This window comes from Actinomadura montaniterrae (genome assembly GCF_008923365.1).
Classification (GTDB): domain Bacteria; phylum Actinomycetota; class Actinomycetes; order Streptosporangiales; family Streptosporangiaceae; genus Spirillospora; species Spirillospora montaniterrae.
Genome location: NZ_WBMR01000027.1, coordinates 1 through 18441 on the forward strand (window position 1 = coordinate 1; position 18441 = coordinate 18441).

Annotated in this window: 20 protein-coding genes; 10 read left to right on the top strand and 10 right to left on the bottom strand. The window is 74.1% G+C overall.

What is annotated here, in order from left to right:
* Positions 1 to 910, bottom strand: a 910-nt coding sequence (locus tag F9B16_RS12630; RefSeq protein WP_192808751.1) for an RNA polymerase sigma factor, incomplete at its 3' end; no start/stop codon positions are given.
* A gap of 181 nt (positions 911 to 1091) precedes the next feature.
* Here F9B16_RS12630 and F9B16_RS12635 point away from each other — a divergent pair.
* Genes F9B16_RS12635 through F9B16_RS12645 form a run of 3 tightly spaced genes read left to right on the top strand, consistent with a single transcriptional unit; the run spans position 1092 to position 3930 of the window.
* Positions 1092 to 1970 (top strand): SDR family NAD(P)-dependent oxidoreductase, encoded by an 879-nt coding sequence (locus F9B16_RS12635; protein ID WP_151540227.1) that lies wholly within the window; start codon positions 1092 to 1094, stop codon positions 1968 to 1970.
* The gene (locus F9B16_RS12640; protein WP_151540228.1) at positions 1967 to 2527 is read left to right on the top strand and encodes a carboxymuconolactone decarboxylase family protein; all 561 of its coding nucleotides are present in this window, start codon (positions 1967 to 1969) and stop codon (positions 2525 to 2527) included. Before F9B16_RS12635 ends, F9B16_RS12640 begins: the two co-directional genes overlap by 4 nt.
* A gap of 23 nt (positions 2528 to 2550) precedes the next feature.
* A complete protein-coding gene (locus F9B16_RS12645) occupies positions 2551 to 3930 on the top strand; it encodes an alpha/beta hydrolase (RefSeq protein WP_192808752.1) in 1380 nt (459 codons plus the stop codon).
* Positions 3931 to 3932: 2 nt separating this feature from the next.
* On the opposite strand, the gene F9B16_RS12650 is transcribed toward F9B16_RS12645, so the two are convergent.
* Positions 3933 to 4559 carry a TetR/AcrR family transcriptional regulator gene (locus tag F9B16_RS12650; protein ID WP_151540230.1) on the bottom strand — a complete coding sequence of 209 codons (627 nt, stop codon included), beginning with the start codon at positions 4557 to 4559 and terminating at the stop codon, positions 3933 to 3935.
* A 179-nt stretch (positions 4560 to 4738) separates the two neighbouring features.
* Between F9B16_RS12650 and F9B16_RS12655 the strand changes: the two genes are divergently transcribed.
* Positions 4739 to 5455: a Crp/Fnr family transcriptional regulator gene (locus tag F9B16_RS12655; protein WP_151540231.1), complete on the top strand. Its 717-nt coding sequence runs from the start codon at positions 4739 to 4741 to the stop codon at positions 5453 to 5455.
* Between the two features lie 67 nt (positions 5456 to 5522).
* On the opposite strand, the gene F9B16_RS12660 is transcribed toward F9B16_RS12655, so the two are convergent.
* From F9B16_RS12660 to F9B16_RS12680, 5 genes are all read right to left on the bottom strand, one after another.
* Positions 5523 to 6452 (bottom strand): MBL fold metallo-hydrolase, encoded by a 930-nt coding sequence (locus F9B16_RS12660; protein ID WP_225991582.1) that lies wholly within the window; start codon positions 6450 to 6452, stop codon positions 5523 to 5525.
* Positions 6453 to 6519: 67 nt separating this feature from the next.
* Positions 6520 to 7338 carry an NUDIX hydrolase gene (locus F9B16_RS12665; protein ID WP_151540274.1) on the bottom strand — a complete coding sequence of 273 codons (819 nt, stop codon included), beginning with the start codon at positions 7336 to 7338 and terminating at the stop codon, positions 6520 to 6522.
* Between the two features lie 164 nt (positions 7339 to 7502).
* Positions 7503 to 7964: a RidA family protein gene (locus F9B16_RS12670; protein ID WP_151540232.1), complete on the bottom strand. Its 462-nt coding sequence runs from the start codon at positions 7962 to 7964 to the stop codon at positions 7503 to 7505.
* A gap of 56 nt (positions 7965 to 8020) precedes the next feature.
* A complete protein-coding gene (locus F9B16_RS12675) occupies positions 8021 to 8179 on the bottom strand; it encodes a DUF4177 domain-containing protein (protein ID WP_151540233.1) in 159 nt (52 codons plus the stop codon).
* A gap of 249 nt (positions 8180 to 8428) precedes the next feature.
* Complete coding sequence (locus F9B16_RS12680) at positions 8429 to 8830, bottom strand: winged helix-turn-helix transcriptional regulator (protein WP_151540234.1); 402 nt, start codon at positions 8828 to 8830, stop codon at positions 8429 to 8431.
* Between the two features lie 133 nt (positions 8831 to 8963).
* Between F9B16_RS12680 and F9B16_RS12685 the strand changes: the two genes are divergently transcribed.
* Both F9B16_RS12685 and F9B16_RS12690 read left to right on the top strand, forming a co-directional pair.
* Complete coding sequence (locus F9B16_RS12685) at positions 8964 to 9914, top strand: NADP-dependent oxidoreductase (RefSeq protein ID WP_151540235.1); 951 nt, start codon at positions 8964 to 8966, stop codon at positions 9912 to 9914.
* Between the two features lie 165 nt (positions 9915 to 10079).
* Positions 10080 to 11270 (top strand): FAD-dependent monooxygenase, encoded by a 1191-nt coding sequence (locus F9B16_RS12690; protein WP_151540236.1) that lies wholly within the window; start codon positions 10080 to 10082, stop codon positions 11268 to 11270.
* A 117-nt stretch (positions 11271 to 11387) separates the two neighbouring features.
* Here the strand turns inward: F9B16_RS12690 and F9B16_RS12695 are convergent, their stop codons facing one another.
* On the bottom strand, positions 11388 to 11969 hold the full coding sequence (locus F9B16_RS12695) for a MarR family winged helix-turn-helix transcriptional regulator (RefSeq protein ID WP_151540237.1): 582 nt from the start codon (positions 11967 to 11969) through the stop codon (positions 11388 to 11390).
* A gap of 81 nt (positions 11970 to 12050) precedes the next feature.
* Between F9B16_RS12695 and F9B16_RS12700 the strand changes: the two genes are divergently transcribed.
* The gene (locus F9B16_RS12700) at positions 12051 to 13328 is read left to right on the top strand and encodes an MFS transporter (RefSeq protein WP_151540238.1); all 1278 of its coding nucleotides are present in this window, start codon (positions 12051 to 12053) and stop codon (positions 13326 to 13328) included.
* 31 nt (positions 13329 to 13359) lie between these two features.
* Here F9B16_RS12700 and F9B16_RS12705 read toward each other — a convergent pair whose 3' ends face one another.
* Positions 13360 to 14436, bottom strand: coding sequence for a slipin family protein (locus F9B16_RS12705; protein WP_151540239.1), 1077 nt, complete (start codon positions 14434 to 14436; stop codon positions 13360 to 13362).
* A gap of 220 nt (positions 14437 to 14656) precedes the next feature.
* Between F9B16_RS12705 and F9B16_RS12710 the strand changes: the two genes are divergently transcribed.
* The gene (locus tag F9B16_RS12710) at positions 14657 to 15652 is read left to right on the top strand and encodes an ArsA-related P-loop ATPase (RefSeq protein ID WP_151540240.1); all 996 of its coding nucleotides are present in this window, start codon (positions 14657 to 14659) and stop codon (positions 15650 to 15652) included.
* Positions 15652 to 16824 (top strand): ArsA family ATPase, encoded by a 1173-nt coding sequence (locus F9B16_RS12715; RefSeq protein ID WP_151540241.1) that lies wholly within the window; start codon positions 15652 to 15654, stop codon positions 16822 to 16824. Before F9B16_RS12710 ends, F9B16_RS12715 begins: the two co-directional genes overlap by 1 nt.
* 164 nt (positions 16825 to 16988) lie before the next feature.
* Here F9B16_RS12715 and F9B16_RS12720 read toward each other — a convergent pair whose 3' ends face one another.
* Positions 16989 to 17816 (bottom strand): MerR family transcriptional regulator, encoded by an 828-nt coding sequence (locus F9B16_RS12720; protein WP_151540242.1) that lies wholly within the window; start codon positions 17814 to 17816, stop codon positions 16989 to 16991.
* Between the two features lie 126 nt (positions 17817 to 17942).
* Here F9B16_RS12720 and F9B16_RS12725 point away from each other — a divergent pair, with 126 nt between their 5' ends.
* Positions 17943 to 18347, top strand: coding sequence for a hypothetical protein (locus F9B16_RS12725; RefSeq protein ID WP_151540243.1), 405 nt, complete (start codon positions 17943 to 17945; stop codon positions 18345 to 18347).
* Positions 18348 to 18441 lie beyond the last annotated feature (94 nt).

The following is an 18441-nucleotide window of genomic DNA, read 5'->3' on the forward strand; positions in this document are numbered from 1 at the left end:
CCCGGGGCGTGCCGGGCGGGTCGTCGCCGCCACCGCCCGTGGCGAACAGGACGGCCAGGACGCCCGCCGCCGCGGCCGCCGCGACGCCCGCGGGGACGGCCCAGGCGGGGAACGACGCGGCCGGGGCGAGGCCCCCGAACGGGGCGGTCGGGGCGGCCAGCAGCACGGCGCCGATCGGGAGCGCCCGCCGCAGCCGCCCGTTCAGGTCGGCCATCTCCTCCGCGGTACGGCGGCACCGCTCGCAGGACTCCAGGTGACGGCGGAGCGCGCGGCTGCGGCGGCGGCCCGGCCGGCGGACGGACGCGGCGAGCTGCGCGGTGTACTCGGCGCAGTCCGGGTGCCCTTCGCAGCTCGCGGCGAGGTACGCCTGCCGGAGCCCCTCGCGGGCCCGGAAGGACAGCTGGGCGACGGCGCCCGCCTCCATCCCGAGGATCTCCGCGACGCGCTGGACGGGCTCGTCCTCGATGACGGTGTGCCACAGGACGGTCTGCCAGCGCTCGGGCAGCGACCGGAACGCGCGGACGAGGGCGTCCATCTCGTCGACGTCGGGCAGCTCCTCGGGCGGGCCGTCGGCCCATTCGGCGACCTGGTCGGTGACGACGGTGCGGCGGTCGGTGCGGGCCCAGTCCACGGCGGCGTTCCGCACGACCGTGTAGAGGTAGGGGCGGCACGCCTCGCGGGGGCCGCGGCCCTGCCGCAGCGCCGCCAGCGTCCGGGTGAACGCCTCGCTGGCGAGGTCCTCGGCGAGGTACTGGTCGCGGACGAGCCCGCGGGCGTAGCCGAGGACCGCCGCATGGTGCCGCCGGTACAGCTCGTCCGAGGCCCGCTCGTCGCCCGCGCCCGCGGCTGCCGCCAGATCGGCGTCCGGCTCCGTCCCCGCGGTCCCCGCGGTCCCCGCGCCTGTCACCACGACGACATCCAACCCAGAGCACGCATCTGATCACAACCCTCGTAGGTCGCCATCCGCCGCCCCGTAAGACGCCCGAACACTCACTTGATTACGAAGTTTCCGGAAGTTTCCTGAGCATCAGGACGCGCACCTGTGCCCGGCTTAAAAAGACGGGTCTGTTTTTTTATGCTACCGTCCCGGCATGATCTACGACTCCGCACGCTGGGCGGCCACCCTCGCGGGCCGGCGCGTGCTGATCACCGGGGCGGCGCGCGGCATCGGCGCGGCGCTCGCGGCCCGGCTGCACGAGCGCGGCGCGCGGGTCGCCCTGGCCGGCCTCGAACCGGACCTGCTCGGCCCCGTCGCCGCCGCCTGCGGCGACGCCCCCTGGTGGACCTGCGACGTGACCGACCGCGACCGGGTCCATACCGTCGTAGACGAAGCGGCGCGCGCGCTCGGCGGCCTGGACGTCGTCGTAGCGAACGCGGGCGTCGCCGCACAGATGCCGGTGATCGGCGGCGACCCGGCGGTGCTGGAGCAGAGCCTGCGGGTCAACGTGCTCGGCGTCCACAACACGCTGTCGGCCGCGGGCCCCCACATCAGCCACCGGCGCGGCTACGCCCTGAGCGTCGCGTCGCTCGCCGCCGCCCTCCACCTCCCGCTGCTCGGCGCCTACAGCGCGTCCAAGGCGGCGGTCGAGGCGCTCGGCGACACGCTGCGCATCGAACTGCGGCCCTGGGGCGCCAAGGCGGGCGTCGCCTACTTCGGCGAGCTCGACACCGACATGACCAGCCGCGGGTTCGGCACCGAGGCCGCCGCGACGCTCTCCCAGGGCGCGCGCGGGGCGATGGTGTCGCGGGTCGCGCCCCTCAAGGCCGGGATCGACGCGCTGGAGCGCGGCATCGCCCGCCGGTCCCGCCGGATCGTCGCGCCCTGGTGGGTGGCCGGGGCGCTGCCCGCGCGCGCGGCGATCCAGCCCCTGCTGGACCGGACCGTCCAGCCGAGCCTGCGCCGCGCGCTGGAGATCGCGCGCGAGGAGCACGCCGCCCTGACCACCCCGCAAGCGGACCGCGCGCTGTGAGCGCCGAACCGGACGCGCCGCGCGTCGCGCCCGGCGGCCGCCGCGACGTCGGGCCGCTCAACTGGCTGATCTGCGCGGTCTCCGGACGGGTCGCCGGAACCGGCCCGCCCAACCTGTTCCTGACCCTCGCGCGGCAGCGCGGCCTGTTCCGCGGCTGGCTCTGGTTCGGCGGGCGCCTCATGCCGGGCGGCAAGCTGAAGCGCCGCGAGACCGAGCTGGTGATCCTCCGCGTCGCCCACCTGCGCGAATGCCGCTACGAGTTCGACCACCACGTGCGGCTCGCGCGCCGCGCCGGAGTCCGCGCGGCGGACGTCGAACGCGTCAAGGAAGGCCCGGACGCCGACGGCTGGAGGCCCCGCGAGCAGGCCGTCCTCGCCGCCGCGGACGAGCTGCACCACCGGCAGGACCTCTCCGACGAGACCTGGGCGCGCCTGCGGGCCCGGCTCTCCGAACCCGAATGCGTCGAGCTGTGCATGCTCGCCGGCCACTACGAGATGCTCGCGACCGTGATCACCGCGCTGCGCGTGCGTCCCGACCAGCCCCGTCCGCGACGCTGACCCCAGCCCCCGGGAGGTCCCGAATGCGCACACGACGGTTCATCACCACGACGCTGCTGCTCGCGGGAACCCCTGGCCTGGCGATCGCCGCCGGAGCATGGCAGCCCGCCGCCGCGGCCCAGCCCACTGCCGCGCGGGCCGCCGCGTCCGTGCGGTTCGCCGACGCCGCCGGCATCCATGTGGAGCGCGTCCAGCGGATCGACGACCGGCAGTACGCGGTCCGGGTCGGCACCGCCGCCCTGGGGCGGGCCGTGGACGTCCGCATCCTGCTCCCGGCGGGCTACGACGCGCGGAAGACCACCCGGTATCCCGTCCTGTACCTGTTCCACGGGACGGGCGGGCGCGCGTACGACTGGGTCCAGAAGGGTGACGCCGAGGCCACCACCGCCGGGAAGCCGCTGATCACCGTCATGCCGGACGCCGGGTTCGATGGCGACGGCGGCGGCTGGTTCACGGACTGGGCCGACCCGAAGACCAAGCTCGGCCCGTCCCGATGGGAGACGTTCCACGTCGGGCAGCTCGTCCCCTGGATCGACCGCAACCTGCGGACGGTCGCCGACCGGCGCGGCAGGGCCGTCGCGGGCCTGTCGCAGGGCGGGTTCGGCGCGATGAGCTACGCCGCCCGGCATCCCGACATGTTCGGGTCCGCGACGTCGTTCTCCGGCGCCCCCGACATCGCCTACGACCCGGTCACCGCCGCCGGCGCGTACGGCGTGATCTCCTACGTCGCCGCCGTGGACGACGGCGTCCCGCCCGACGCGATCTTCGGCTCGCGGTTCGCCGACGCGATCAACTGGCGCGGCCACGACCCCGCCACCCTCGCCGCCAACCTGCGCGCGACCCGCCTGTCGCTCTACACCGCCACCGGCCTCCCCGGGCCCCTCGACCAGGGGATCCCCGACCCGGCGGCGGTCGGGATCGAGGCCCTCACCCACCAGTCGACGCTGACCTTCCACCGCCGGATCCAGCGGCTGGGCATCCCGAGCCGGTTCGACGACTACACCTTCGGCACGCACACGTTCCCCTACTGGGCGCGGGACCTGCGCCAGGAGATCGGCCCGCTGATGCGCGCGTTCGCCCACCCGGCCCGTCCGCCCGCGAGCGTCTCCTACACCTCGATCGACCGGTCCTGGACGCAGTGGGGCTGGACGGTCTCCCTCGACCGGCGCGCACCCCGGGAGTTCAGCGAGCTCAGCGGCGCCACGTCCACCGGTTTCACCCTGAGGTCGAGCGGCACCGCGACCGTCACCACGCCCGCGTCCTACCGCCCGGGCGCCCGCTATACCGTCACGACCGGAACCCGCCGCATCACCACGAAGGCCACCGCGTCCGGCCGCCTGACCTTCACCCTCCCGCCGGCCCCGACCATCCGAGCCGAGATCACCGCCGCACCCTCCCGCTGAGGTCAGCCGTCGAGGACGCCGGAGCGGGCGAGGGCGCGAACGTGCTCGACGATCGGCGGGCCGACGGCGCGGAGGGCGGCCATGTCGCCGGACGCGACCGCCGGGGTCACCATCGTCCCGACCGCCGCGACGACGACCTGGCAGGCGAACCGCGCCCGCTCCCCGGTCGCGCCCATCAGGTCGGCGAGCGCCGCCGCCAGGTCGCGCTGGACGGCGGAGCGGCGCGCGACGGCCTCCGGGCCGGCGGCGAACACCTCCACCAGGAACACCCGCGCGTAGCCCGGCTCGGACGCGAGGACGTCCAGGTACACGGTGATCGCCCGCTCGAACCGGTCGGCCGGGTCGGCGCCGCCCTGCGCCGCCTCCGCGAGCCGGTCCCGCACCAGCTGCCCGGCCTGGTCGAACGCCGCCATGAAGCAGTCGAGCTTGGACGAGAACAGCCGGTAGAAGCTCTGCCGGGACACCCGGGCCCGCTTCAGCACGTCCTCCACGGAGGTGCCGGCGTACCCCTTCTCGGTCATCGCCTCGGCCATGGCGGACAGCAGGCGCCCGCGGTGGACGCGGTCGACCTCCGCACGGGACAGCGCGTGGCGGCCCCGCGGGAGCCGGGAGGGCGAGGACTGCGGCACCCGATCACGATAGAGCACCCGCCCGCGGCGCCGGCCCGTCCGGAAAACGGGGATGAGACCGGTGTGATGGCATTCACCGGATGGTCCGTACACTGGGCGAACGGGATCGTGGAGGCGGTCCTGCGTTTCGGCGCGCCGTGACCCTACCTTCACGTACGCGGTGGGACGTACGTCACACTATGCATGTAGGTGTTTCGAGGAGGAGAAGCGTGACCGACCGCGACGTGGACGTTCTGAGCAGAGCCCCGCTCTTCGAGGCCCTCGACGAGCAGGGTGCCAAGGCGCTGCGCGCCAACGTGACGGAGGTGCGCCTGGCCCGCGGCCAGACGCTCTTCAACGAGGGGGAGACGGGCGACCGGCTGTACGTCGTCCTGGAAGGCAAGATCAAGCTGACCCGGACGGCGCCGGACGGCCGGGAGAACCTGCTGAGCGTGCTCGGCCCGAGCGAGATGTTCGGCGAGCTGTCGCTGTTCGACCCGCGGCCCCGCACCGCCAGCGCGATCGCGGTGACCGAGTGCCGGCTGGCCGGGCTCGGCCACGACGACCTGCGGCCGTGGCTGACCGGGCACCCCGAGGTCGCCGTGCAGCTGCTGCGCGCGCTCGCGCAGCGGCTCCGCAAGACCAACGACGTGATGGCCGACCTGGTCTTCACCGACGTGCCGGGCCGGGTCGCGAAGGCGCTGCTGGACCTCGCCGAGCGGTTCGGGCAGCCGTCCGAGGCGGGCCTGCACGTGCATCACGACCTCACGCAGGAGGAGCTGGCGCAGCTCGTCGGCGCGTCCCGGGAGACGGTCAACAAGGCCCTCGCGGACTTCGCGCAGCGCAACTGGCTGCGGATCGAGGCGCGCGCCGTGGTGATCCTCGACATCGAGCGGCTGCGCAAGCGCTCCAAGTAGGGGCCGCCCGCCCGGCGAGGCCGGCGCCGGCGGCCGTCCCGGCCTCCGCCCAGCGGCGCGCGGAGCGTCAGGGGCGCTCGTTCAGGTAGTCCAGCTGCGACTGGACGGACCACTCGGCCGCCGGCCAGAGCGACTTGTCTACGTCCGCGTAGACGACCTCGACGACCTCGCGGGCCGTGCGCGCGCCCGCCGCGACGGCGGCCTCGACCTGCGCGAGCCTTTCGCGCCGGTGGTCGATGTAGTGGTCGAGGGCGGCGAGCGGGTCGTCCAGTTTCGGGCCGTGCCCGGGGAGGATCACGGCCGCGTCCTGGTCGGCGGAGAACGCGCGCAGCCGGTCCAGCGAGCTCAGGTAGTCGCCGAGCTTGCCCTCCAGCACGGTGGTCCCGTAGCCGAGGACGGTGTCGCCGGTGAGGACGGCGCGGTCCGCCGGCAGCCAGAACGTGAGCGAGTCGTCGCTGTGGCCCGGGGTCTCCATGATCCGCAGTTCGAGGCCGCCGGTGGTGACGACGTCGCCCTCGCCGAGCCCCTCGTCGCCGAGCCGGTGCGCCGGGTCGAGGGCCCGCACCTTGACGCCGCCCCCCTTGCCGCCCCCCGCGAGCTCGGCGAACTTCGCGGCGCCCGCCGAGTGGTCGGGGTGGCCGTGGGTGAGCAGGACGAGGCCGACCCGCCGGCCCTGGCCGGCGACCAGGTCCGCGACGCGGCGCAGGTGCTTGCCGTCCTTGGGGCCGGGGTCGACGACGACGACCTCCTCGGCGCCGGGCTCGCCGATGATCCAGGTGTTGGTGCCGTCCAGGGTCATCGCGGACGGGTTCGGCGCGAGCACGCAGGTCGCCCGCTCCGTACCCATCCCATCGATCTCGCTCATATCGCCCATCCTGCCCGAGGCCCGATCGGGGTGGCGGACCGGGTTCCAGCCCAGCGTCTCCAGGTGCCGCAGCACGGACGTGCCGGCCAGCCGCCACATCACGGCCCGCGACCACGGCACCCGCCGCGTCACGCCCCGCCCCCCGGCGTCACGGCCCGCCCCCGGACTCGCGCTCTGGACCCGGCGTCATGTCGGGCTCCTAGCCCTTCGGGTAGTACTCGGCGGCCTTCTCGGGCAGCACCAGCCACGCCTCGCCGTCGATGATCTCGGCGGTGGGCTCGTGCACGATGATCTCGCGGGGCGCGGCGAGCGCGTCCGCGACCGTGCCGAACGCGGCCAGCTCGCTCAGCGTCGCCAGGGTCGGCGGCAGCATGAACCATTCACCGGCCTGCGCGCGTTCCACGGCCTCCGCCGGGCGCACCCACGCGACCTGGTCTGCCTCGGTGCTGACGTCGCGCGCGCGCTGCCCCTCGGGCATCGCGGCGACGAAGAACCGGGTGTCGTAGCGCTTCGGCTCGATCTTCGGGGTGATCCAGTGCGCCCACGGGCGCAGCAGGTCCGAGCGCAGCACGAGGCCGCGCCGGTCCAGGAACCCGCCGAACGACTGGGACCGGTCCAGCAGTGCCTGCCGGTCGGCCTCCCAGTCGTCGCCGCGAGTGTCGTCCACGACCGTGTCGCCGGTCGGGCCGGCCAGCAGGACGAGCGTCTCCTCGAACGTCTCCCGGACCGCCGCGCACACCAGCTCGCGGGCGGTCTTCTCGTCGGCCTTGAACGCCGCGCCCCACTCCGCCGGGGACGGCCCGGACCAGGCGAGGTCGGCCTCGCCGTCGCGCGGGTCGACCGAGCCGCCGGGGAAGACGTAGGCGCCGGGCGCGAACGCCATGGACCGCACCCGGCGCAGCATGAACGCCTGCAGGCCGTACCGGTCGTGGTCGCGCAGGACGACGACGGTGGCGGCGTGCCGGGCGGGGGCGGGCCGCACCCTGCCGGACAGGATGTCGTCGATCTGGTCCCGCATCGTCTCCGGCAGCTTCAGCCCGTTCACCATCGCCCCGCCCAACTCGTCGCACTCATGGCGGTTCATTCGGACATACCGAATGGCATTCCGTCAACCCCGGCGTCCCGTCCGCCAGGCCCCGGACCAGGGGCCCGGCCACGGGCGGGCGGCGGTCCCGCCGCGGGTCAGGAGACCTCGGCGATCAGCTCGACCTCGACGGGCACGTTGCGCGGCAGCACGGCGACGCCCACGGCGCTGCGCGCGTGCTTGCCCGCGTCCCCGAACACCTCGCCCAGCAGGTCGCTGGCGCCGTTGATCACTTGCGGCTGGCCGTAGAAGTCCGGGGCGGACGCGACGAACCCGACGACCTTGACGATCCGCACCACCCGCGACAGCTCGCCGAGCTCGGCCTTCAGCGCCGCGACGCAGTTCAGCGCGCAGATCCGGGCCTGCTCGGCGGCCACCTCGGCGGAGACCTCCGCGCCGACCTTGCCGGTCACCTTGATCTCGCCCTTCACCAGCGGGACCTGCCCGGCGGTGTAGACGAGCGAGCCCGTCCGCGCGGTCGGGACGTACGACGCCAGCGGCGTGACGACCTCCGGCAGCTCCAGCCCCAGCTCGGTGATGCGCTCTTCGGGCGTGCTCATGGCGTTCCTCCTCGTTGAGGCCTCATCGGGTGCCTGCTGATCAATTATCCGGGCGGCTACGACTGGATCTCGCGCTTGAAGTAGGCCACCAGGTTCTCCGGGTTCGGGCCCGGCAGGACGGTGACGAGCTCCCACCCGTCCTGGCCCCAGTTGTCGAGGATCTGCTTGGTCGCGTGTACCAGCAGCGGAACGGTCGCGTACTCCCACTTCTTCATGGGTTTCAGCCTAGCGATCAACACCTGGCCGGCCCGCCCGAACCCGGCTTCAGAGCGCCGCCACCAGCGCGGCCGGGGCGACGAGGCCGTAGACCCCCATCCCGAGGAAGAGGACCGCGACGACCGCGATCATTGCGGTGGGCATGCTCGACCTCCGGGTCGCTCGCCGAATGCGCTCACCCGGGGATCATGGCCTGCCGCGCCGCGCGGGCGCTTTCAGGAACGTGCTGCGTCGTCGGGTGGCCGGGGTCAGTCCGCGGCGGCGTCGTAGTGTTCGCGGGAGGCGCGGATCTCGGCGATGTTGTGCTCGGCGAAATGCCGGACGGACGCGAGCAGCGGGACGAGGCGCTCGCCCAGCAGCGTCAGCGCGTACTCGACCTGGACCGGCACGGACGGGGTCACGCTGCGCGCCACGAACCCGTCCCGCTCGAGGGAGCGGAGCGTCTGCGTGAGCATCTTGGCGCTGACGCCCGGCAGGGCGCGCGCGAGGTCGGCGTACCGGCGCGGCCCCTGCGTCAGCTGGAACAGGACCACCGAGGTCCACTTGTTGCCGATCACGCCGAGGACGTCATGGGTCGGGCAGGCGTCCATGTAGGAGTCGAACGCGGCCTTCGCCTCCTGGCGCCGCTCGGCCGCGGTCATCGTCGTCATGCTGCGGGCTCACCTCCGGGTGCCGATCGCACTCGTAAGTAACCTCTTCCGGCGCCGCGATGTTCCGGGTGACAGTGTGCTCATCCGCGGGGGTCATCCCCGCTCCCTCCCACGTCAGGAACGGAGTTTCGGCATGCGCGCGATCATCGTGGAGAAGCCCGGCGGAACGGGCGCGCTGGAGATCGTCGAGGCCCGGGAGCCGAGCCCGGGACCCGGGCAGGTGCGGATCCGGACGGCGGCGGCCGGCGTGAACCCGGTGGACGCGGCGACCCGCGCCGGGCTGCTCGCCGACGCCGGGCTGATGCCGCCGTTCGGCTCGCGCGGCCCGATCGGCATCGGCTGGGACGTCGCCGGGACCGTCGACGCGGCCGGCCCGGACGTCGTCCGGTTCGCGCCCGGCGACCGGGTCGTCGGCCTGCGGGACCGGCTGGATGTCCCGCTCGGCGCCTACGCGGACGCGATCGTCCTGGACGCGTCGGCCGTCGCGCGCGCGCCGCGCTCCGCGTCGTTCGCCGAGGCCGCGACGCTCCCGCTGAACGGGCTCACCGCGTCGCAGGCCCTTGACCTGCTGGACCTCCCGGCCGGGAGCACGCTCCTCGTCACGGGCGCGGCGGGCGCGCTCGGCGGGTTCGCGGTGGAGCTCGCCGCCCTGCGCGGGCTGCGGGTCGTCGCGGCGGCGTCGGAGGCGGACGAGGCGCTGGTCCGCGGGCTGGGCGCGGAGTGGTTCGTGCCGCGCGGCCCCCACCTCGGCGACGCGGTGCGCGCGCTCGTCCCGGGCGGGGTGGACGGTGCGCTGGACGCGGCGCTCCTGTCGATCGCGGCGCTCGACGCGGTGCGCGGCGGCGGCGTGTTCGTCGCCGTCAGCGGCGGGCCGGCCGCTCCGGTGCCGTTGCGCGGCATCACCGTCCACAACGTGTGGATAAGGGCGGACGGCGCGCGGCTGGAGCAGCTGTCCGCGCTCGTCGACGCGGGCCGGCTCACGCTCCGCGTCGCGGGCACGTATCCGCTGGAAGAGGCCGCGAAGGCGCACGAGCGGCTGGAGGCGGGCGGCCTGCGCGGACGGCTCGTCCTCACGACCGAATGAGCCCGCCTGACGTGGGCTGGGCCCGCCCGACCTGGACTGGCCCCGCCTGACCTGGGCTGACGCCGGCTGACCCCGCCGGACGCACCGCGGTCAGCGAGCGGTGCGCCGGCGGTCAGCGCGCCCGCCGAGTCTCTGTGTCGACGGCGACGACGAACGGAGACGACGATGACCATGAACGTGCTGATCTCGGGTGGGAGCATCGCGGGCCCGTCCCTGGCCTACTGGCTGAGCCGGCACGGCCACCGGGTGACGGTCGTGGAGAAGGCCCCGGCGATCCGGCCCGGCGGGCAGGCCGTCGACTTCCGCGGCGCGGTCCACCTGAGCGTGCTGGAGAAGATGGGCATCCTGGACGAGATCCGGCGGCGGCAGACGCACGGCGGGGCGCTCGACCTGATCGACGCGGACGGGCGCGTCCAGGTCAGCCTGCCGGACTCCTTCACCGGCGGCGAGGTGGAGATCCACCGCGGCGACCTCGCCGAGATCCTCTACACGCTGACCCGCGACCGCGTCGAGTACGTCTTCGGCGACTCGATCGCGGCGATGGCCGACACCGGGGACGGCGTGCACGTCACCTTCGAGCGCGCCGCACCCCGCGTGTTCGACCTGGTCATCGGCGCGGACGGGCTGCACTCCAACGTCCGGCGGCTCGCCTTCGGGGACGAGTCGCGGTTCGTGAAGGACTCCGGCCACCACGTCGCGATCTTCGAGGCGCCGAACCGGCTCGGCCTCGACACCGGCAAGCTGTACAGCGAGGTCGGGCGCGGTGTGTCGGCCTACCCGACGCGCGGCGGCGCCGGCGCGAACGTGATGTGCGTGTTCACCGACGACCGCCTCCGCCCGCACCACCGCGACGTGGACGGGCAGAAGCGCGCGCTGGCCGACCGGTTCCAGGGCATGGGCTGGCACACCGGCACCCTGCTGCAGGACATGTGGAACGCGCCGTACTTCTACTGCGACTCGATCAGCATCGTCCGGATGGACTCCTGGACGAAGGGCCGCGTCGCGCTGCTCGGCGACGCCGGGTACGGCGCGACCTGCGGCGGGATGGGCACCGGGCTGGCCGTCGTCTGCGCGTACGTGCTGGCCGGCGAGCTGGCGGCCGCCGGCGGCGACCACCGCGCCGCGTTCGCCGCCTACGAGAAGGAGATCAAGAAGTTCACCACGGCGTGCCAGCGGGTCGCGGGCGGCGTCGGCGGGTTCTTCGCCCCGAAGAGCGCGGGCGCGCTGCGCCGCCGCGCCACCGTGTACAAGCTGCTGACCCGGGGGCCGCTCACGAGGGTCCTCGACAAGCTGGCCACGCAGGCCGCCACGTCGATCAAGCTGAAGGACTACCCGGAGCCGGTCCACGCGGCATGACCGCCGCCTCCCCCGGCCGGACCCTGGCGGCGGGCCCTCGCGGCCCGGCCGTCGGCGCGGCTCCGCCCGGCTCGGCCGCCCGGCTCGGCCGCGGGCTGGGCGCTCGCGGCTCGGCCGTCAGCTCTCCCGGGCCTCCTGCTCGGCGCGGACCATCACGCGCCGCAGGAGGTCCGCCAGGGTGCGGCGCTCGTCCGCGGTCAGGCCGCCGAGCAGCCGGTACTCCTCGTGCCCGACGCCGCCCATCGCGCCGAGCCACGCGGCGCGGCCCTCGTCGGTCAGCTCGACCTGGACGCGCCGCCGGTCCGTCGCGGACGGCGTCCGGCGGACGAACCCGCGCCGCTCCAGCGCGTCCAGCCGGCCGGTGACCGAGTTCGGCGGCATGCCGAGGTCGGCGGCGAGCTCGGAGGGGGCGGCGGTGCCGTGCCTGCCGCCGAGCGCCTGCAGGGTGTCGTACTCGTGCCGGTGCAGGTCGTACTCGACGAGCGAGCGGTCCTTCACCCGCCTGATGTGCTCCACGAAGCGGACCATCCGGGTGACGGAGCCCTCGATGTCCGGATCGAGGTCGGGCAGGATCCGCGTCCACCGCACGATGTGCTCGTCGGTCCGGTCGCGCGGTTCGGCGCCGCCTGCCTGGTCACGCGGGTCCGCGCCGGCCCCCCGGTCGCGCGGTTCCGGCCCGCCGCTCCTGCTGCCGCCCATGCACGGATCGTACGACCCCCATCACTTCCGTGGCGAATAATTCTTTGACGAATAGTTCGCTGTCGAATTACATTCCGGGGCATGGCCCATCCCCTGCGCGGCCGGGACTTCCGGCTGCTGTTCTCCGCCCGCGTGCTGTCCCTCACCGGCGACGCCGCCGTGCCCGCGGCGCTCGCCCTCGCCGTGCTGCGCGCCACCGGCTCCACCTCCGCGCTCGCCCTCGTGCTCGGCTGCGCGATGGTGCCGCGCCTGCTCCTGCTGCCCCTCGGCGGCGTCCTCGCCGACCGGCTCAACGCCCGCACCGTCGCCGTCGCCACCGACCTCGCCGGCTGCGGCGCGCAGCTGTTCGCCGCGCTCGAACTGCTCGGCGGCCACCCCCGGCTCTGGCACCTCGCCGTCGCGCAGGCGGTCGGCGGCGCCGCGTCCGCGTTCCAGACCCCGACGATCTCCCCGATGATCACCGGCACGGTCGAGGCGGGCGCCCTGCACCGGGCCAACGCGCTGATCGGCACCGCCAACGGCGCCACCCGGCTCGCCGGGCCCGCCATCGCCGGCACGCTCGTCCTCACCGCCGGGCCGGGCTGGACGTTCCTGCTCGACTCCGCCTCGTTCGCCGCCAGCGCCGCGCTGCTCGCCCTCGCCCGCGTCCGCCGCGCCCCCGCCCCGGACAGCTCGGACAGCCCGGACAGCCCGGGCGGCGAGCCCGGCCGCGGCATGCTCCGCGATCTCGCCGAAGGCTGGACCGAGGTGCGCTCCCGCGACTGGTACTGGACGAGCCTGATCGCGCACGCGATCTGGAACGGCGCGTCCGCCGTGCTGCTCACCCTCGGCCCCGCCATCGCCGTCGACCGGCTCGGCGGCGAGGGCGCCTGGGTCGCGACCGTGCAGGTCGGCGCCGTCGGCCTGGTCGCCGGCGCGCTGCTGGCCGCCCGCGTCCGGCCGCACCGGCCCGTGCTCGTCGCCAACCTCGGCCTCGCCGTGTTCGCGCTGCCGCTCGCGCTGCTGGCCGTCGCGGCGCCCGCGCCGCTGGTCATCGCGGCGTACGGGCTCGCGCTCACCGGGCTCGGCGTGCTCAACCCGACCTGGGAGACCGTCGTCCAGCTGACCGTCCCGCGGCGGTCGCTGGCGCGCGTCACCTCCTACGACTGGCTGCTCTCGCTGGGGGCCGCGCCGCTCGGCTACGCGCTCGCCCCGCTGGCCGCGTCCGCGTGGGGCACGTCCGTCCCCCTGATGATCAGCGCGGTGCTGGTCGGCGGGAGCTGCCTGGGGACGGCCGCGGTCCCCGGCGTCCGCGCCCTGACCATGCCGAAGGCCCCCGAGCCCGAACCCGAACCCGACCCCGTCCCCGCGGCTCTCTGAAGCACGCGCGGGGACGGCGGACGGCGGAGGGTCAGAAGTCGGTGGGGGGCTCCTCCTCGGGGGCGCCCCCGCCGGCCGGGCGGTCGCCGCCCGCGATGCCGCGCCGCTCGCCCTCGCGGGGACCCTGCACCTCGTCGGACCGCTCGCCGCGGGCCAGCCCGTGGTGCGGACGCGGGTCGTCCAGCCCGATGACCGGCGGAACGTCCTCCGCCGACTCCAGCGTCGACGGCTGCTCGGCCGCCTTCGCCAGGTCCTCCTCCGCCTTCGCGAGCCGCTCCCGCAGGTCGAGGCGGTTCGCCGCGGACTGGGACCCGCCGTCCTCGCCGCCGCTCATCTTGTCGAAGAACCGCAGGATCTCCACCGGCAGCGGCATCACCAGCGTGCTGTTCTTCTCCGCCGACACCTCCACGACCGTCTGCAGCAGCCGCAGCTGCAGCGCCGCCGGGTCCTGCGACATGATCTCCGCCGCCGCGGCCAGCCGCTTGGACGCCTGGAACTCGCCGTCCGCCGTGATGATGCGGGCGCGCCGCTCCCGCTCCGCCTCCGCCTGCCGGGCCATCGACCGCTTCATGCCCTCCGGCAGCGAGACGTCCTTGATCTCCACCCGCTCGATCAGGATCCCCCACGGGTCCTGGGTGATCTCGTCGATGATCGAGCGCAGCCGGACGTTGATCTTCTCCCGCTCGCCGAGCAGCTCCTGCATGTCCGCCTGGCCGATCGCCGACCGCAGCGACGTCTGCGCCACCTGCGAGATCGCGTAGCCGTAGTTCTGCACGTTCACGATCGCCTTCACCGGGTCCACCACCCGGAAGTAGACGACCGCGTCGACCCGGACGCTCACGTTGTCCTGGGTGATGCCGTCCTGCGCCGGCACCCCCATCGTGACCGTCTGCTGGTTCACCTTCTGCATCCGCTCGATGTACGGGATGATCGCCGTCAGACCGGGCCGGCGGACGGCGCCGGGCCGCAGCTGCCCGCCGCGCTGCACCTGGCCGAACCGGAACACGATGCCGTGCTCGAACTGCTGCACGACCCGCAGCGACGAGGCGAGCGTGATCAAACCGCCCACCACGACGATCAGCACAATGATCAGGGCCACCGCTGCCATCACGGGCCACCTTTCCGACGTGGACGGTCCGGACCCGCCCGGGTCCGGACGTACCGGCCCGAGGACCGGTCTCACGTTTCCCAGCTAACCTCGCGGGCACGCCCGGCACAACGGCCCCGGCGAGCGATCTACCCACGGGTACGGCACCGTGTCAGGGATCACTTGCATCAGGGAGGGCGCCCTCTCAAGTCCTTGCCGAGTGAACGATATGGTCGATCGGGTGAGCGCGAGAGACACCGACTGGGACGGCGTACGCCTCCATGTCGTCACCGGCAAGGGCGGCACGGGCAAGACGACCGTCGCTGCCGCACTCGCCCTGGCCCTGGCCGCCGGCGGCCGCAAGGTCCTGCTCGTCGAGGTGGAGGGCCGGCAGGGCATCGCCCAGCTCTTCGACTGCCCGCCGCTGCCCTACGAGGAGCGCCGCGTCGCCGTCGCCCCGGACGGCGGGGACGTCTACGCGCTCGCCGTCGACACCGAAGAGGCGCTCATCGAGTACCTCGAGATGTTCTACAACCTCAAGCGCGCCGGGAAGGCGATGACCAAGCTCGGCATCGTCGACTTCGTCACCACCATCGCCCCCGGCCTGCGCGACGTGATCCTCACCGGCAAGACCTCCGAGTCCGTGCGGCGCAGGAAGAAGGACGGCTCGTTCATCTACGACGCCGTCGTCATGGACGCCCCGCCCACCGGCCGGATCACCAAGTTCCTCAACGTCAACGACGAGGTCTCCGGGCTCGCGAAGGTCGGCCCGGTCCGCAACCACGCCGACACGGTGATGAAGGTCGTGCGCAGCCCCGAGACCGCCGTCCACTTCGTCACGCTGCTGGAGGAGATGCCCGTCCAGGAGACGATGGACGGCATCCGCGAGCTCACCGAGGTGGGGCTGCCCGTCGGCGGCGTCATCGTCAACATGGAGCACCAGCCGGTGCTGTCCGAGGACGACCTCGCCGCGGCCGCCGCCGGCGCCCTCGACACCGACGAGATCCTGCGCGGCGTGAAGGCCGCCGGGCTGGAGCACGACGCCGAGTCCATCGCCGCGGTCCTGGCCGCCGAGGCCGGCGAGCACGCCCGCCGCACCGCGCTGCAGCGCCGCGAGAAGGAGCGGCTGGAGTCCGTCGACCGGCCCCGCTACACGCTGCCGATGCTGTCCGACGGCATGGACCTCGCCGGCCTGTACGACCTGGCCGCCGCGCTGCGCGCGCAAGGTGCCGCTTGATGGGGGAGAGGCTCGTGACCGGCAAGAACCCGCCCGCGCTGGACGTCGACGCGCTGCTCGACGACCCGCGCACCAAGATCATCGTGTGCTGCGGGTCCGGCGGCGTGGGCAAGACCACCACCGCCGCGGCCCTCGGCGTGCGGGCCGCCGAGCGCGGCCGCGACGTCGTCGTCCTCACCGTCGACCCGGCGCGCCGCCTCGCCCAGTCCATGGGGCTGTCCGAGCTGGACAACAACCCGCGCAAGATCGAGATCGACGGCGACGGCGAGCTGCACGCCATGATGCTCGACATGAAGCGGACCTTCGACGAGATCGTCGAGGCGCACGCCGACCCCGACCGGGCCAAGCAGATCCTCGCCAACCCCTTCTACCAGTCGCTCTCCTCGTCGCTGTCCGGCACGCAGGAGTACATGGCGATGGAGAAGCTCGGGCAGCTGCACCGCTCCGGCGCCTGGGACCTGATCATCGTCGACACCCCGCCGTCCCGCAACGCCCTCGACTTCCTGGACGCCCCCGAGCGGATGGGCCGCTTCCTCGACGGCCGCTTCATGAAGATCCTCGCCGCCCCCGCCAAGACCGGCGGCCGGTTCGGCGTCAAGGTGATCAGCGCCGGGTTCGGCATGTTCACCGGCGCGATCAACAAGGTCCTCGGCGTCCAGCTGCTCCGCGACGTGCAGACGTTCGTGGCCGCGTTCGACACGATGTTCGGCGGGTTCCGCGAGCGCGCCGAGAAGACGTTCAAGCTGCTGCAGACCCCCGGGACCGCGTTCCTCGTCGTCGCCGCGCCCGAGCCGGACGCGCTGCGCGAGGCGTCCTACTTCGTGGAACGGCTCGCCGAGGAGCGGATGCCGCTCGCCGGGCTCGTCGTCAACCGGGTCCACGAGTCCGCCGCGGACGGGCTGTCCGCGGCGCGCAGCCAGGCCGCGGCCGAGACGCTGGAGGAGCGCGGCGAGCACACGCTGACCGCCGCGCTGCTGCGCCTGCACACCGACCGCATGCAGCTCGCCGCCCGCGAGGAGCGCCTCCGCGACCACTTCGCGTCGACGCACCCGACGGTCCCGGTCACCGCCGTCCCCGCGCAGGCCGAGGACGTCCACGACCTCGAAGGCCTCCGCCAGGTCGGCGAGGACCTCTCGGCGCTCCCCGAAAGCCGCACCAAGCGCCCCGCCTGACCCCCGCCCTAACGCGCCCCCGTAACGAACCCGCCTAATGCGAGCGGGCCACCACGCCCACCAAACGCACCGCGCCAACGAGCCAGGCCACGCGCCCGCCTAACGCGCCGGGCCAACGCGCCCGCCAAACGGGCCGGGCCAACGCGCCGGGCCAACGCGTCCGCTTAACGGGCCGGGGCGGTCTGGAAGACGGGCCAGCCGATCTCGGTGCGCCAGCGGGACGCGTCGGGGGTGTCGCGGCGGCCGACGAGGTAGTACTCGCGCATGGGGCCGTCCACGGCGAGCGCGTGCCGCGACACGTAGGCGGCGAGCGTGCCGTAGGAACGATCCACCTCGTCGGGCGGGCCGTGGTGCGTGATGACGGCGAGCTCCGCCGCCGGCACCTCCCGCGCGACGACGCGGCCCATCGGCCGGACGGTCCCCGCGCACGGCACGAAGATGGTCGCCTCGCCGCGATGCCGGGTGTACAGCTCGTCGGCGAAGACGCCGCCCGCGTGTCCGGTCTCGGAGACGTCCTGCGCGGCGAGCGTCCCGTACAGCTCGCCGAGCGCGCCCTGGAACCAGGCGGCCATGTCGGCGACGTCGACGACCTCGGTGATGGACGCGGCCGGGACCGGCGGCACGCTGCGCAGCGCGACGTTGGCGGACGCGTCCGCCGGGGGAGGCGCGAGGAGGTCGCGCAGCGAGGCGAGGGCGCGGCGCGTGCGGCCGAGGTCGTCCTCCAGCCGGTGCAGGTGCGCGACGATCCGCTCGTTGCGGGCGTGTACGTCCGGCGCCGCGAGCACCGCGTCGATGTCGTCGAGCGGCATGCCGAGGTCGCGGAAGCGGCGGATGACCTGCGCGGTCGGGATCTGCTCCGCGGTGTAGCGGCGGTAGCCGGTGGCCGGGTCCACGTGGGCGGGTTCGAGCAGCCCGACGCGGTGGTAGTGCCGCAGCGTCTTCACGCTCATGTGGGTGGCGCGCGAGAAGTCCCCGATGGACAGGTACGTCATGCCGCCCATTCTGGGGTCTCCCCTTGGGGGAGGGTCTGCGCCGTTCGTCCGGCTTGACCCTGCCCGTGCGGCAGCCGCGAGCGTCGGTCCCGACGGCCCGCCGGGCCGGACGGAAGGAGACCGACGATGACGCAGGCGACCGACTACGAGCTGCGGCCCGCCACGATCGAGGACATCGCCCGCCGCTACGTCGCGGTGTGGAGCGAGTCCGACGCCGGACGGCGCCGCGCCGCCATCGCCGCGCTGTGGGCGGAGGACGGCGTGGAGCTCGTCGAGACCGCGCGGTTCCGCGGCCATGACGAACTGGAGGCGCGGATCGCCGAGGCGTACGACGAGTTCGTGGTCCGCCGCGAGTTCGCGGTGGTGTCGGCGGGCGACGTGTTCGGCCACCACAACGCGGTCACGTTCACCGTCCGCCTCGTGGCGGGCGGCGGTGAGGTCGCGTGGGCCGCGCGGGTGTTCCTCGTCCTCGGCGAGGACGACCTCATCCGCTACGACTACCAGTTCACCGTGCAGCCCCTGGAGGCATGACCTTCGAGCCCAGCGCGCTCACGCCGTCGCGCGGCGTGAGCGTGGGCAGGCGCGGCGGCAGGCCCGTACCGCATCGGTACGGGCCCGCAGCCGC

What these genes read in the sequence shown, in the direction of transcription:
- F9B16_RS12720 (WP_151540242.1), bottom strand. Translation starts at nt 17,816, where the DNA reads ATGACGTACCTGTCCATCGGGGACTTCTCGCGCGCCACCCACATGAGC.
- F9B16_RS12635 (WP_151540227.1), top strand. Translation starts at nt 1,092, where the DNA reads ATGATCTACGACTCCGCACGCTGGGCGGCCACCCTCGCGGGCCGGCGC.
- F9B16_RS12645 (WP_192808752.1), top strand. Translation starts at nt 2,551, where the DNA reads ATGCGCACACGACGGTTCATCACCACGACGCTGCTGCTCGCGGGAACC.
- F9B16_RS12670 (WP_151540232.1), bottom strand. Translation starts at nt 7,964, where the DNA reads ATGAGCACGCCCGAAGAGCGCATCACCGAGCTGGGGCTGGAGCTGCCG.
- F9B16_RS12675 (WP_151540233.1), bottom strand. Translation starts at nt 8,179, where the DNA reads ATGAAGAAGTGGGAGTACGCGACCGTTCCGCTGCTGGTACACGCGACC.
- F9B16_RS12690 (WP_151540236.1), top strand. Translation starts at nt 10,080, where the DNA reads ATGACCATGAACGTGCTGATCTCGGGTGGGAGCATCGCGGGCCCGTCC.
- F9B16_RS12685 (WP_151540235.1), top strand. Translation starts at nt 8,964, where the DNA reads ATGCGCGCGATCATCGTGGAGAAGCCCGGCGGAACGGGCGCGCTGGAG.
- F9B16_RS12700 (WP_151540238.1), top strand. Translation starts at nt 12,051, where the DNA reads ATGGCCCATCCCCTGCGCGGCCGGGACTTCCGGCTGCTGTTCTCCGCC.
- F9B16_RS12655 (WP_151540231.1), top strand. Translation starts at nt 4,739, where the DNA reads ATGCATGTAGGTGTTTCGAGGAGGAGAAGCGTGACCGACCGCGACGTG.
- F9B16_RS12695 (WP_151540237.1), bottom strand. Translation starts at nt 11,969, where the DNA reads ATGGGCGGCAGCAGGAGCGGCGGGCCGGAACCGCGCGACCGGGGGGCC.
- F9B16_RS12715 (WP_151540241.1), top strand. Translation starts at nt 15,652, where the DNA reads ATGGGGGAGAGGCTCGTGACCGGCAAGAACCCGCCCGCGCTGGACGTC.
- F9B16_RS12725 (WP_151540243.1), top strand. Translation starts at nt 17,943, where the DNA reads ATGACGCAGGCGACCGACTACGAGCTGCGGCCCGCCACGATCGAGGAC.
- F9B16_RS12705 (WP_151540239.1), bottom strand. Translation starts at nt 14,436, where the DNA reads ATGGCAGCGGTGGCCCTGATCATTGTGCTGATCGTCGTGGTGGGCGGT.
- F9B16_RS12665 (WP_151540274.1), bottom strand. Translation starts at nt 7,338, where the DNA reads ATGCGGGACCAGATCGACGACATCCTGTCCGGCAGGGTGCGGCCCGCC.
- F9B16_RS12680 (WP_151540234.1), bottom strand. Translation starts at nt 8,830, where the DNA reads ATGACGACGATGACCGCGGCCGAGCGGCGCCAGGAGGCGAAGGCCGCG.